Annotated in this window: 14 protein-coding genes and 1 riboswitch; of the genes, 9 read left to right on the plus strand and 5 right to left on the minus strand. The window is 48.1% G+C overall.

The genetic code is table 11. The features are described from left to right. Positions 1–64 precede the first annotated feature (64 nt). Positions 65–208 (minus strand): hypothetical protein, encoded by a 144-nt coding sequence (locus tag HK25_RS12925; RefSeq protein WP_158092916.1) that lies wholly within the window; start codon positions 206–208, stop codon positions 65–67. Between HK25_RS12925 and ccmA the strand changes: the two genes are divergently transcribed. Continuing rightward, positions 207–893 carry a heme ABC exporter ATP-binding protein CcmA gene (gene ccmA, locus HK25_RS04290; protein WP_086635427.1) on the plus strand — a complete coding sequence of 229 codons (687 nt, stop codon included), beginning with the start codon at positions 207–209 and terminating at the stop codon, positions 891–893. The two genes, HK25_RS12925 and ccmA, sit on opposite strands and share 2 nt — an antisense overlap. Next, on the plus strand, positions 890–1558 hold the full coding sequence (gene ccmB / locus HK25_RS04295) for a heme exporter protein CcmB (protein WP_086553884.1): 669 nt from the start codon (positions 890–892) through the stop codon (positions 1556–1558). The genes ccmA and ccmB overlap by 4 nt, the downstream gene beginning before the upstream one ends. A 27-nt stretch (positions 1559–1585) precedes the next feature. Here ccmB and HK25_RS04300 read toward each other — a convergent pair whose 3' ends face one another. Then, entirely contained in the window at positions 1586–2716 is a 1131-nt protein-coding gene (locus HK25_RS04300) for a type III PLP-dependent enzyme (RefSeq protein WP_086635434.1), read from the minus strand. A 463-nt stretch (positions 2717–3179) separates the two neighbouring features. Between HK25_RS04300 and HK25_RS04305 the strand changes: the two genes are divergently transcribed. Continuing rightward, positions 3180–4169 (plus strand): YihY/virulence factor BrkB family protein, encoded by a 990-nt coding sequence (locus HK25_RS04305; RefSeq protein ID WP_086553883.1) that lies wholly within the window; start codon positions 3180–3182, stop codon positions 4167–4169. On the opposite strand, the gene HK25_RS04310 is transcribed toward HK25_RS04305, so the two are convergent. After that, positions 4166–4825 (minus strand): septal ring lytic transglycosylase RlpA family protein, encoded by a 660-nt coding sequence (locus tag HK25_RS04310; protein ID WP_086553882.1) that lies wholly within the window; start codon positions 4823–4825, stop codon positions 4166–4168. The two genes, HK25_RS04305 and HK25_RS04310, sit on opposite strands and share 4 nt — an antisense overlap. 287 nt (positions 4826–5112) lie before the next feature. On the opposite strand from HK25_RS04310, the gene aroQ reads away from it, so the two are divergent. The 3 genes from aroQ to accC are packed head-to-tail and all read left to right on the plus strand — an operon-like array spanning position 5113 to position 7387. After that, complete coding sequence (gene aroQ, locus HK25_RS04315) at positions 5113–5571, plus strand: type II 3-dehydroquinate dehydratase (protein ID WP_086553881.1); 459 nt, start codon at positions 5113–5115, stop codon at positions 5569–5571. Next, positions 5568–6038: an acetyl-CoA carboxylase biotin carboxyl carrier protein gene (gene accB, locus HK25_RS04320; protein ID WP_086635428.1), complete on the plus strand. Its 471-nt coding sequence runs from the start codon at positions 5568–5570 to the stop codon at positions 6036–6038. The genes aroQ and accB overlap by 4 nt, the downstream gene beginning before the upstream one ends. Next, a complete protein-coding gene (gene accC / locus HK25_RS04325) occupies positions 6038–7387 on the plus strand; it encodes an acetyl-CoA carboxylase biotin carboxylase subunit (RefSeq protein ID WP_086553879.1) in 1350 nt (449 codons plus the stop codon). Before accB ends, accC begins: the two co-directional genes overlap by 1 nt. An 85-nt stretch (positions 7388–7472) precedes the next feature. Here accC and thiC read toward each other — a convergent pair whose 3' ends face one another. Further along, positions 7473–9281: a phosphomethylpyrimidine synthase ThiC gene (thiC, locus tag HK25_RS04330; RefSeq protein ID WP_086635435.1), complete on the minus strand. Its 1809-nt coding sequence runs from the start codon at positions 9279–9281 to the stop codon at positions 7473–7475. Positions 9282–9418: 137 nt separating this feature from the next. Beyond that, positions 9419–9569, minus strand: a riboswitch (TPP riboswitch). A gap of 113 nt (positions 9570–9682) precedes the next feature. Between thiC and HK25_RS04335 the strand changes: the two genes are divergently transcribed. Then, positions 9683–11158, plus strand: a complete 1476-nt coding sequence (locus HK25_RS04335; protein WP_086553878.1) for a sugar porter family MFS transporter — start codon at positions 9683–9685, stop codon at positions 11156–11158. A 249-nt stretch (positions 11159–11407) separates the two neighbouring features. Here HK25_RS04335 and HK25_RS04340 read toward each other — a convergent pair whose 3' ends face one another. Further along, a complete protein-coding gene (locus HK25_RS04340) occupies positions 11408–11611 on the minus strand; it encodes a hypothetical protein (protein WP_086553877.1) in 204 nt (67 codons plus the stop codon). 517 nt (positions 11612–12128) lie between these two features. On the opposite strand from HK25_RS04340, the gene HK25_RS04345 reads away from it, so the two are divergent. Together HK25_RS04345 and bfr are read left to right on the plus strand one after the other, a co-directional pair. Then, positions 12129–12899 (plus strand): tetratricopeptide repeat protein, encoded by a 771-nt coding sequence (locus HK25_RS04345; protein WP_086635429.1) that lies wholly within the window; start codon positions 12129–12131, stop codon positions 12897–12899. Between the two features lie 219 nt (positions 12900–13118). Then, on the plus strand, positions 13119–13604 hold the full coding sequence (bfr, locus tag HK25_RS04350; protein WP_086635430.1) for a bacterioferritin: 486 nt from the start codon (positions 13119–13121) through the stop codon (positions 13602–13604). Positions 13605–13670 lie beyond the last annotated feature (66 nt).

Consider the following 13670-nt stretch of genomic DNA (forward strand, 5'->3'; position numbering starts at 1 on the left):
CACACAACATTATGCTGTATATGCATCCAGATTCCCGGATGCCCGGCTTGATATCCTTACGGGTCTAGAACATACCGGCGAGGCATTGTGATACAAGGCGGTCTGCGACCACGAGAACGCGAGCAGGCCTGCTTCTGCGGGTTTTGATGGTAACATTAAGGAGAAGTCCCATCTCCGGGCATTCATTTTCACCAGGTTGTTCATCCATGTCGGTTATACCCTTACTCGAAGGCGACTCTTTGTGTGTGTTCAGAGGTGAGCGGCTCGTTCTCAGCAAGATCAGCCTCTCCCTGCATGCAGGGGAGGCTATGCTCCTGACAGGGCCAAATGGCGCAGGAAAATCAACACTTCTGAGGGTTCTGGCCGGGCTAAGACACCCTGATGCCGGTACATTGTTATGGCAGGGACAACCTGTAAAAGATGACATAACAGCCCATACACAACGCGTCGCTTACCTTGGTCACCAGGAGGCTCTGAAACCTGGCCTGACGGTTACTGAAAACTTAAAAATTTATGCGACCACGGCAGGCAGCAACATTGCCGAAGCTCTGAAAACCTTTAATCTTCCGGAGCTGGCTGACCTGCCCGCCCGCCAGCTCTCTGCCGGGCAGAAGCGGCGTACCGCTCTGGCCCGCGTTTTACTGAGACAAGCCCCTTTATGGCTTCTGGATGAGCCCACACTTGGCCTGGATAATGCAACTATTAGTCTGCTGGGCGAGGCTCTGACCCGCCACCGTCAAAAAGGCGGCATGATAATTGCAACCTCACACGTTCCTCTGCCAATGGATACAACCTCTCACCTCGACCTGCCAGCGGCACCAGATCAGGCTGTCATGCCAGATACGTCACCGGATGACTGGACCTGGCATGAGCATTCAGGAGCCGCGCCATGATGCCTTTATTCTTTGCCGTTATTACGCGCGACCTGCGCCTGGCACGCCGGCATGGTGCTGACACCCTGGGCGCGGTTCTCTTCTTTATTCTTGCCGCGACCTTATTCCCGCTGGCACTGGGGCCTTCGCCAGAGCTGTTACGCCACATGGCACCAGGTATTATCTGGGTCTGTGCGTTACTCGCAGCCCTTCTGCCGCTCGGAAGATTATTTGGCGCAGAGTTAGAAGATGGTTCACTTGACCAGCTCATGCTGCTTGGGCTCCCCCCCTCTCTTGTCGCACTGGCAAAGATGACAGCACACTGGCTAACAACCGGCCTGCCTCTTTTAATCGCAGCGATTCCCATGGCTGTTATGCTGGGCCTGCCACAGGTTAGTATTCTGGTTTTAACAGGCGGATTATTTCTGGGGTCAGTGATCCTGTCACTGATTGGCGGCATGGCAGCTGCCGTTGTGCTGGGAGCAAGGCGGAGTGATGTACTTCTGCCGCTTTTAATTCTGCCACTCACCTGCCCTGCGCTGATTTTTGGCGCAGCAGCACTGGATGCCATCAGTAATGGTCTGCCCTGGATACCTGACCTTGAATTACTGGGAGCTTTTCTGGGTGCGGCTTTACCGCTCTGCCCACTGGCAGCAGGAGCGGGTCTCAGGGCGGCGGTTGAATAGCCGCTGCCCTGCTTTTTTAATCAGACCTCAGATATAATACTCTTTAAGAGGCTGGAACCCGTTGAAGCTCTGAGAACAGTATGTCGAAATATAAGCACCGGCAGAATGCAGCTCTATCTGCTCACCTGATTCAAGAGAGAGAGGCAGCTCATATGGTGCTTTTTCATACATAATGTCAGCGCCATCACAGGTCGGGCCGGCAATAGCAACCGGACCAACAGGTGACCCATCCCGGCTCGTATGAATAGCATACCGGATAGCCTCGCCTTCTGTCTCGGCCAGGCCACCAAAACGACCAATATCAAGATAAACCCAGCGAGGCCCGGTTTCGCGCCCACGCTGGCTGACCAGAACAACCTCTGAACGCACAACGCCGGCTTCACCAACGATATAACGACCAGGCTCGACCAGCATTTCAGGCAAAGCATTACCAAAATGCTCTGTCATGGCGTGGCTTATAACCTGCGAGAAATGATCAATACCCGGTACATCATGACGATATCTGACCGGGAACCCTCCGCCCAGATTAACCATCCGCAGATCCAGACCTGTGTCAGCCAGTTCAGAAAATACACTGGCGACACGGCTGATAGCGACTTCATAAGCCTCGGCTGAAAGCTGCTGGCTACCAACATGAAAGGACAGACCATAAGGGTCGAGGCCCAGGTCAGCCGCTTTGAGCATCAGTTCTTTTGCTGATTCAGTGCTTGTGCCGAATTTACGGGATAACGGCCACTCAGCGCCTTCGTTATCAACCATAATGCGGCAATAAACACGCGAACCGGGGGCATGCGCTGCAATTTTTTCCAGCTCTTCAAGGCAGTCAAAAGCATACATCCGCACACCTGCAACATAAGCTGCCTGAATAGCCTGAACTTTCTTTACAGTATTCCCAAAGGAGATCGATTCTGGTTTTGCACCGGCTGAGAGACAAAAGGAAATCTCTTCCCATGAAGCCGCATCAAAGCAGGAATCCAGCTCAACCAGGCGCGAAAGCACAGGCATAGCCGGGTTTGCTTTCACAGCATAATAAATGCGTGCCTGTGGCAAAGCATGACGCAGCGCCTGATAGCGTGCCTCTACCTGATCGACATCGACAACAAGACAAGGTGTAGCCGGTTTGTTTTCGGCAAAAAAACGAGCAATTTTAGAAGTCACCACTCACATTCCCCGATATCAGGACTCCCGTTTTACATCACTGTATTAAGGAGCGACTTAAAGACTTGGCCTATAAGGCCATAAACAATAAAAAACCTTTACCCTCGAAGGTCCTGCCGCACGGATTATCCGGCTTTATCGCTCAGCTTTGGGAAAGCAACGCCACGTGCATCAGCCGTGGCAAGGGGTGTGCATATGCGACTAAACAAACACAAGCGCAAGACAAAAATAACATTTTTTGAAAAAAACATAGAAACTCATAGCATCGCACGGTAGAAGGTCTGTGCATCTCATTAAAGTTTTCTCATGTTCGTGTCAGAGAACATTTGAAACGTTTTTTCGTCGTTACTGTCAGTCTTACGACAGAGACAATAGCCGATACTATGCCGAAAACCGGAGATACACCGTATCAGAGAAGACCTCCTCTTCTCTGAAATATGAGTATAAGGATATTTCAGAAACAATGCAGGCCGATTGCAGCCAGGCTGAACACGCCCCTTCTGAGACAAAAAATCAGAGTACCCTTAATACATCTTCTTCCGCACCTGTTCGCACTATTGCACGCCCTTCGCAGTTTTCCAGGCACGAATGGCGTATGATTCTGTCACAGGCCATCAAAAATATTTTCTCCGGCCCTATTACTCTGGTGGCTGCGGGGTGTGCTTTCTATACCACCCTGTCTCTCTTCCCGGCGATAAGTTCACTCATCTCAATCTACGGGCTGGCTTTTGACGTACAGACTGTCACACCGCAGCTGCGTGTTCTGCGCAGCCTTCTCCCTCCGGCAGCATATTCTCTGATTTATGACAGAATACAGACGCTGGTTGCTGAACCTCACAGCTCACTAACCCTCAATCTGATCATTTCACTTAGTGTCGCCCTGTGGTCGGCATCAGCGGCAACACGCTCAATTCTTGCTGCACTTAATATTGCCTATAATACTAAAGAAACCCGCAATTTTTTTGTCTTTCAGATTACCGCTCTGTCGATGACACTTTTTGCCATTCTCGGCGCAGTGCTCACAATAGCCATTATGGTCGCGGTACCTCTGCTGCTCAATATGACAATGTGGCTGCACATCCCTACTCCACCAGGATCAATTGAATTTGTCGCACAGTGGAGCGGGCCTCTGGTTGTTTTTCTGTTCCAGACGCTGGCAACATGCGCATTGTACCGTTTTGGACCAGACCGCCACTATCGCACAAACTGGCGATGGGTTTTACCAGGAGCCTTGTTTTCAACAATTACCTGGGTCATTTCGGCTCTCGGTTTTTCTTATTATGTCGCTCACATCGCAAGCTACAATGCAACCTATGGCCCGCTCGGAGCCTTCATCGGCATTATGATGTGGTTTTTCGTAAGTGCCTGGGTTGTTATGATGGGTGCCGAGCTCAGCGCCCAGATGGAAGGGCAGGCACTGGAGATTTCAGGCAAAGCACCTCAACAGCATTAATGAGATGCTGTTGTGTGTCGCTTACGCAGGAAAGGTTTTGAATATTTAACCGTGGGCTGAGCTTCAGGATTCTGAACGGATGAAGCCCTGTTTTCTGCGTCATCAGCTATCGGAGCCTGAGCAACTTCTGTTGCCTCAGGTACTGGCTGAACCTCAACATGAGCAACGCCTTTTTTTAGCATACCCAGACGTTCAGCAGCTGCCTTTGAAAGATCAATAATTCTGTTATGAACGTATGGTCCTCTGTCATTAACCATAACGACAACTGACCGCCCCGTTTCCTTCGACGTTACCAGAATTTTGCTCCCAAGCGGTAATGTCGGGTGCGCAGCCGTAAGAGCTGTTTTATCAAACATTGTTCCTGAAGACGTACGGTGGCGATTAAAATGCTCACCATACCAGCTTGCCAGCCCTTCCTGGTGCAGGCGATGCTTCATGGAATCAACACTGCTCATCAATGCACGTTTACGCGCCGCCAGAGCGTTACGAACAGACTGCGCCCAGGGCGTAGAGACCGGCTCACCTGTATTATCAGAAGAGGCCAGAGCGGTATCAGGGGAATTTCCTGTTTCTGCAACTGCTGCCCCGGCAGAGGATGATCCAAGAGCTGTCATTAAAACGACCCCTCCCAGAAGTGTTCGGCGCAAAGCTGACATCGTGTGTTGTTCCCTCCTCATTAATAATCAGGGCAACCCGGATGCCTTCTATACCCGATGTAAAGCGCAAATGTGGCATAAAAAATCAAAAATATGTTTTTTTCTATACCTGACAAGCATAAAAAACGCACTGTTATTAAATCATTTAGTGCAAATAAACACGACATATCTTATTGGTTTTTAATTGTTTTTTAATATTTCCGATAATAAATTTTTTCATGAAAATTAATTCATCTCACCAGCTTATCTTGGAGAGTTTATCCCCTCTGTGCTAGCATCTCCCCACCATGGAAAGACCTCTTATTGCCGTACTTAACGGCCCTAATCTCAACATGCTCGGCCAGCGCCAGCCCGAAATTTACGGACATGCGACGCTCGACGACGTGGAACAAATCTGTATTCAGGCAGCAGATAAGCTTGACCTGGCTATCGATTTTCGACAGACGAATATAGAAGGTGAGCTGATTTCCTGGGTGCAGGAGTGCCGTAAACGTGCCCGGGGCATCATTATTAACCCTGCAGGATATAGCCATACATCTGTTGCGCTGCTAGATGCTTTGCTTGCAACAGATTTGCCAGTAATTGAGGTACATATTTCTAATATTCACCGTCGCGAGCCATTCCGTCACATGTCTTATGTTTCGCGCGCTGCTGTTGGCGTTATATGCGGACTGGGCGTGGCCGGATATTCCCTGGCGCTGCAGGCAATAACTGATTTTATTTTTCAAGAGGATGATCACCGATGAGCGGATTGCTCGTGGATGCGGATACCATTAGAACACTCGCTACCATTCTGGCCGATACTGGCCTGACAGAAATTGAAGTTACCGAAAAAGACAGTCGCATTCGTGTGGTACGCGCTCTGCCGCCCGTACAGACAGCTATTGCTGCACCGGTAGCAGCTCCTGTTGCAGCGGTTGCCCCGGCTGCTGTTGCAGCTCCGGCACCGGTTGCTGCTCCGGCTGACCTTTCCGCTCACCCCGGAGCCGTTAAAAGCCCGATGGTTGGTGTAGCCTACCTCACACCTGACCCGTCAGCTCCACCTTTCATCAGCGTCGGACAGACCGTCAGTGCCGGTCAGACTCTGCTCCTGATTGAAGCCATGAAAACTTTTAACCAGATCAAAGCGCCAAAAGCCGGCACAGTTAAATCTGTTCTCGTCGCTTCAGGTGATCCGGTAGAATTTGGTCAGCCTCTGGTCGTTATTGAGTAATGTTCTCTAAAATTCTTATCGCCAATCGTGGCGAAATTGCCTTGCGTATCCTGCGCGCCTGCCGGGAGCTTGGCATCAAAACCGTGGCTGTGCATTCAACTGCTGACCAGGATGCAATGCATGTTCGCCTTGCTGATGAAGCAGTCTGCATCGGTCCGGCCTCATCACGCGATTCGTACCTGAATGTTGCCGCCATTCTTTCTGCCGCAACCATCACCGGTGCGGAGGCAATTCACCCCGGCTATGGCTTCCTGTCAGAAAACGCCGACTTTGCCGAAACGGTAGAATCGCACGGTCTGGTCTTTATTGGCCCAACCGCACAGCACATCCGCATGATGGGCGATAAAATTACCGCTAAAACCACCATGCAGGCACTTGGTGTTCCTCTGGTTCCCGGCTCTGATGGTGAACTGGCCAGTATTGAGGAAGCACGTAAGGTCGCAGCTAAAGTTGGCTATCCTGTGCTGATTAAAGCTGCAGCAGGTGGTGGTGGCCGTGGCATGAAAGTTGCTCCGACCGAAGCTGACCTGGAAGAAGCCTGGAATGTAGCCCGTACAGAAGCTCGTGCAGCTTTTGGCAATGACGCAGTTTATCTTGAAAAATACATGGATAAGCCCCGTCATATCGAGCTTCAGATTCTTGGCGATAACTATAATAATGTCGTCCATTTTGGTGAGCGTGATTGCTCTTTACAGCGTCGCCACCAGAAACTGCTTGAAGAAGCCGGGTCACCTGCTATTTCAGCAGAACAGCGTGATGAAATTGGTAAGACCGTTACTGAAGCCCTGTCAAAAATGGGCTACCGTAACGCTGGCACTCTTGAGTTCCTGTATCAGGATGGCCAGTTCTGCTTTATCGAAATGAACACACGTCTTCAGGTTGAACATCCTGTGACAGAAATGGTCAGTGACGTTGACCTTGTGCGTGAGCAGATTCGTATCGCAGCCGGTGAGAAACTTGGTTACACACAAAAAGATGTAACATTCTCTGGTCATTCCATTGAATGTCGTATCAATGCTGAAGACCCTAACGACTTCTCACCCTGCCCCGGTACTGTAACAGTTTATCACCCGCCAGGTGGACTGGGTGTGCGCGTTGATAGTGCACTTTATACCGGCTATCGCGTACCGCCTTACTATGATAGCATGATCGCTAAGGTCATCGTTCATGCACCAACACGTGCAGAAGCGATTGCCAGGATGCAACGCGCTCTTGATGAGTTTGTTGTTGAAGGGATTAAGACGGTTATTCCTCTGCACCGTCGTATTCTTGAAAATCCTGAGTTTCAGAAAGGTGACTACACCATTCACTGGCTTGAGAATTTTTCAGCACAATTACAGGAAGTCTGACGCGTTTTTTAAAACTTTCAGACTTCAGTCAGGGGAGGGTTTTTACCCTCCCCTGACCTGTTTTTAAGCACCCAAAAAACCTGTTTTATTCAGCCGGAATGTAAACTTTACCGCCAGCCTTGCGGAACTCTTCGCTTTTCTCTTCCAGTCCGGCGAGACGCTCAGCATCTTTTTTAATGTCCTGGCTAATGCGCATAGAGCAAAACTTAGGCCCGCACATAGAGCAGAAATGTGCTGTTTTATGCGCTTCACGTGGCATTGTTTCATCATGATAGGCACATGCCGTATCAGGGTCGAGAGACAGATTAAACTGATCCTCCCAGCGGAATGAGAACCGTGCACGGCTTAACGCATCATCACGCAGCCTTGCCGCGGGGTGACCTTTAGCCAGGTCAGCCGCATGAGCAGCCAGGCGATAGGTGATAACACCGGTTTTCACATCATCACGGTCTGGCAGCCCCAGATGCTCTTTTGGCGTGACGTAACACAGCATTGCGGTGCCAAACCAGCCAATCATAGCTGCGCCAATAGCTGAGGTAATATGGTCATAACCAGGTGCGATATCAGTGGTTAGTGGCCCAAGCGTATAAAAAGGAGCCTCACCACAATCTTTGAGCTGTTTATCCATATTTTCTTTGATCTTGTGCATAGGCACATGCCCAGGCCCTTCGATCATCACCTGACACCCTTTTGCCCAGGCAATTTTGGTCAGCTCACCAAGGGTTTCCAGCTCAGCAAACTGCGCAGCATCATTCGCATCGGCAATACTACCCGGGCGCAAACCATCTCCCAGAGAGAAGGAGACGTCATAAGCGCGCATAATGTCGCAGATTTCCTCAAAATGCTCATACAAAAAGCTCTCACGATGCCCGTTGAGGCACCAGCTTGCCATGATCGACCCGCCACGTGATACAATGCCCGTCACACGGCTGGCTGAGAGCGGCACATGCTGCAGGCGAACCCCCGCATGAATGGTAAAATAATCCACCCCCTGCTCAGCCTGCTCGATCAGTGTATCACGAAAAACTTCCCAGCTAAGTTTGCTGACATCACCACCAACTTTCTCAAGCGCCTGATAAAGTGGCACTGTACCGATGGGTGTTGGCGAGTTACGAAGAATCCAGTCACGGATATTATGAATGTTACGACCTGTTGAGAGGTCCATGACCGTATCAGCACCCCAGCGAATCGCCCAGACAAGCTTTTCCACCTCCTGAGCCGCAGTGGAGGTCACTGCTGAGTTGCCAATATTAGCGTTCACCTTAACAAGAAAATTACGCCCGATAATCACCGGCTCAAGCTCAGGGTGATTAATGTTAGCCGGAATAATGGCACGGCCGCAGGCAATTTCCTGCCTGACAAACTCAGGCGTTACAAACTCAGGCACAGAGGCACCAAATGAGTTACCATCCTGAAGACGTGCAGCGGCTCCCTCGGCAGCAATCTGGCGACCAAGGTTTTCGCGGTGTGCAACGTAAATCATTTCTTCTGTAATGATACCCGCACGTGCAAACTCATATTGCGTGACCATCTGCCCTTCAGCGCCTTTTAAAACGGCATGAGGTGCAGGACAGGCAGGCACCAGATGCTCACCCTGGGCGTTACCATTATCTTCAGGTTTCACAGCACGTGGTGTGACCTGCTGGAAATTACGTTTTTTAAGCCACCCGGTACGCACCTCTGACAAACCCTGGCGCAAATCTATCTGCGCATCTGTCTCGGTATACGGGCCAGAAGTGTCATACACCCACAAAGGTTTTTCCTGCGCTGACGGGTCGAGCTTAATTTCCCGAAACGGAACACTGATATCCGGGTGGCCTTCAGGGCTTGAATAGACTTTGCGTGAACCACGTACAGGACCAGTTGTCACATGCCCGGGATCAGCAGCAAACATGCTCCTGACATCCGGCGCCTGATTTTTTTTAGTTTCAACAGGGGCAGTCATCTCGCTTACTCCTCATTACGGAGGAGCGGAGAGCAGAAAAAACCCGGCAGGCACCCCACAGGAGAGGTCACAGAACTACACCGGTCGTTTTTTCTTTTCACCAGTCCCTCCGCCGGCATGACCCGGATCAGGTTCCCCGTCGCAGCTACATGCTGCGAACGGCAGGGTCGCCACGCGTTCTGACCAGCAGAACCAGTAGCCTCTCAGTTCCTTGCCGGAACCCCCCTTGGTAGTTTTCATGAAATAACTTTCTGTTTGAAAATGTCAAGCATCTGTGCAGGAGTTGAGCTTTCTAACACAAAAGCAATCAAGTCTTTGCAAAATCACAACAAATATGGCATGTATAAAATATGCAAACAGAAAAGAAACGCGCTCAGGAAGCCATAAATAACACTGAAATCTCTCCTAATGCCAACCTCCTCTTATGGATAGCCGCCTTTGTTGCCGCTATTTGTGGTGGGCTTTACGGATATGATACTGGCATCATATCCGGAGCACTTTTGCTCATAACAAAAGATTTTCATCTGACCTCTGGTCAGGAAGAAATCGTTACTTCTGCTATTCTTATTGGTGCCGTTACAGGTGCTCTTGGCGTCTCATACTTCTCTGAAAAATTTGGTCGTCGTATATCTGTCATGCTTGTCACAGCCATTTTTGTTATTGGTGCCGTGGCCTGTTCTTATGCGCCCGATATGATTTTTTTAGTTATAGCACGTGTTTTTCTTGGTTTGGCAGTAGGGGGTGCAACACAGGTTGTACCAACTTATATTTCCGAACTCGCGCCGGCCAGCAGACGCGGCAACCTCGTCACGCTCTTTAATGTTGCAATTGGTGTCGGTATTTTTCTTGCCAACCTGGTTGGCTTTACTATGCGTGATGCCTGGGGATGGAGACCCATGGTCTCCATTGCAGCACTACCGGCCGCTTTTGTGTTTATCTGCATGTTTTTCATGCCCAAAAGTCCTCGCTGGACAGCTGAAAACGAAGGGCTGGCCTCTGCGGTAGAGCAACTGAGCCGGGTGAGAACTTCACGCAAAACAATCAAACGTGAAATTCACGAAATTCACGAAAATGCTTCAAATATCAATGAAAACGAACGGGGCTGGAAAGGACTGAAATTACCCTTTGCCCGTCCGGCTCTTATCGCTGCTCTGGGTATCGCCTTTTTTACACAGGCAGGCGGTCTGGAGATGATGATTTACTATACACCGACCTTCTTGTCCGATGCAGGATTCGGTCATTCAGCCGCTTTGCTGGCCAGCCTTGGTGTTGCTGTTGTTTACCTGGTTATGACACTGCTTGGCTGTCTGCTGGTTGATAAAATCGGTCGCCGTCGCCTTGTTTTAATTATGGGACCGGGCTCAGTTATCAGCCTGATCGGCCTGGGTATTATGTTTGCCATCCATCCTGACAAAGGCAGTGCTGGCAGCTGGATTACAATTCTCTTTCTCCTGCTGTTCATGATGTTCAATTCAGGTGGCATACAGGTCGTAGGCTGGCTCCTGGGGGCTGAGCTGTTCCCTCTTTCTATGCGTGCCGCTGCAACCAGCGTTCATGCTGCTGTACTCTGGGGTGCTGACCTGCTGGTAACAGCAACAGCACTGACACTGGTGCAGCTTGTTACCCTTGGTGGCACCATGTGGGTTTATGCTGCTGTGAATCTGGCTTCTGTTATTTTCGTTTATTTTTATGTACCTGAAACAGCAGGGGCATCGCTCGAAGATATTGAGACAGCACTGCGCAAAGGCGAGTTTAAACCTAAGCCCGGACAGAGCCCTCAGATTCGCAACTATGACGATGAAGAAAAAGATACTGTTCTGAACTGAAGGATTCGAACTGAGTATGTCAGTGCATACTCAGTGCAATAAAAAACCTGATGCTGCTTTTTTATTATTATAAAGCGCAGCATCAGGTTTTTTTATGGGCACGACGCCAGGATGTACCAGGTACGCCCCCATACCCTACATCCGGCTTACGACCCTTTTAGTGCAATTAATAATCACACGCAACTAGAATTTAAAATTTACCCTGCAGCATAACCAGCTGCAGGATCATATTCTCATCTTTATCTGTTTTCAGGCAGGCCTGACGTTGAAACGATTGCAACGGAACTGACGAGCAACATGCTGAAGTAAACCGCAAAAATCAGGTTTTACAGCATCATGAATTCCACGCACACTCTCATGTGCGGCATAAAAACGCGGATGACTTTCCTGATCCGAAAACACGGCTGTTCCAAGAAAAACACCATCAATTTCAATAATTTTAGAGAGTAACACAGCACGACAACCTTATAAGCACGCAGCTATTATTTTTTATAAGACAGCCTAAGCAGCTGTCAGCTTTTCAAAGGCAACCTGCCTTAATGGCTTAATGCCTACATCGCATTATCGTACGGGTTGTAAACACACCTCAAAACCCCTGAAAACATTGTTGTTTCATTTCGTAACATTAATTTTCTAAAACTAACAACGAAAAGATGTCAATATAAAACTATATATTTTCGTATTATTTTTTCTGAAAATCATATATTTGTTACTCTAATTTTACATATAATCCTTTCTAAAATATGACGTTATCATGACATTGTTAATTTTTAATGAATTGTATTTCACTTAAAAAATAATCAAAATATAAAACACAAAAAAAATAACTAATGTTAATAGTTGTATATTAAATATACTATAATTTTATGTATTTTATAAAGTTTCCTTTTTCACCTGATTCCTTGCCTTGATTTTAGCTTTTCTTTAATAATAATTATTCTCAAATAAGCAAGCAAACAGGGCAATATCGATGACACAAAAAAAATGGCTGGCACTGTTTGCAAAACAAAAAAAAGAACAAGCTGCTCTGTCTCTTCCACCAGACATAGAAGAGATTCGTCAGAAAGCTTTTCTGGGGCACTGCCTCGAACAGGTGCTCTGGGGCAAAATTCTTCTCAACAGCACATATGTTCCCTCCAACCCGGCACAAGCCCGCGTTTGGTTTAGAATAGCTGCTGACGCCGGTTATGGCCCTGCCTGGAATATGCTCGGACGCTGTGCTCACTTTGGCTGGGGAGATACCGTCAACTTACTCTTTGCCGCAGAATGTTATGAAAATGCAGCCCGACTCGATGACGAATGGGGACGCTATAATTTAGGAATCCTCTTCATGCGTGGTCTTGGTATGCCACAAAACCTAAAAAAAGCTTTGATGCTTTTTCAGCAGGCTGCACATAACGGGCATGCTAAATCTATGAATATTCTTGCCCGTTTTCTCGAGGAAGGCTGGGAAATCAAACAGGACAGGAACGCTGCAGTTGAATGGTACAGGCGATCAGCAGAAAATGGTGATTACAGAGGACAACATAATTACGCGACTTATCTGATAGAAAATAAAAAAACAGAAGAAGCCCTTCTCTGGTGGGAGAAAGCATTGCCTGATGCAACGTCTGATATTCTCTTCGCAATGCAACGTGCTTTAAACAAACTAAACCACGATAAAGCGATAGCTTTACGTCAATCTCTTTTAAAGCGACTTGAAAACTTCCATCAAAACAGTGCTCTTTCTTTACCAGATTAAAAAAGAACTCCAGTTAAAAATAATTATCATTTCAAGTAAATATAAAAATCCAGATATTTTTCACAGAAAAAATACAAATATATTATATTTTTTTGTTGATATTAATAATCAATTAGATCAATATAAAAGTATATCTGATTATTTTTATTGATCATCGCCTGGGAATGCTCTACATAATGCTCAAGACATTCATTTCCTAACAAGAAAATGAGAGAGCATATGGCTAAAGATCCAAAAGTTATCGAACATCTTAACACTCAGCTGACAAACGAACTGACAGCTATTAACCAGTATTTTCTTCATGCCCGTACCCTGCGCCACTGGGGTGTTACTCTTCTGGGTAAGAAAGAGTACGAAGAATCTATTGAAGAAATGCGTCATGCCGACTGGCTGATTGAGCGTATTCTTTATCTTGGCGGTCTGCCAAACGTACAGCGCCTCAACACCATTCTGATTGGTCAGGATGTTAAAGAAATTCTCGAGTGCGACCTGAAGCTGGAAGAGAAAGCCATGGCTGATCTTCGTGAAGGCATTGCCTACTGTGAAAGTGTCCGTGACTTTGTTTCACGTGACCTGCTTCTTAAGATTCTTGCTAACGAAGAAGAGCACGAAGACTTTCTGGACCGCCAGTTTGATCTTATCAAGCAGATTGGTATTGAGCGCTACATTCAGCTCAACTCTGCAGCTGCTCCTGATCAGGAGTAGTTCTAAAAAAAGCCTCGGTTTACCGGGGCTTTTTTTTAAGAGAAGATCATTGCGTATTTTTCAGGA

The sequence above is a fragment of the Acetobacter sp. DsW_059 genome, from assembly GCF_002153695.1.
GTDB classification, from domain to species: Bacteria; Pseudomonadota; Alphaproteobacteria; order Acetobacterales; family Acetobacteraceae; genus Acetobacter; species Acetobacter thailandicus.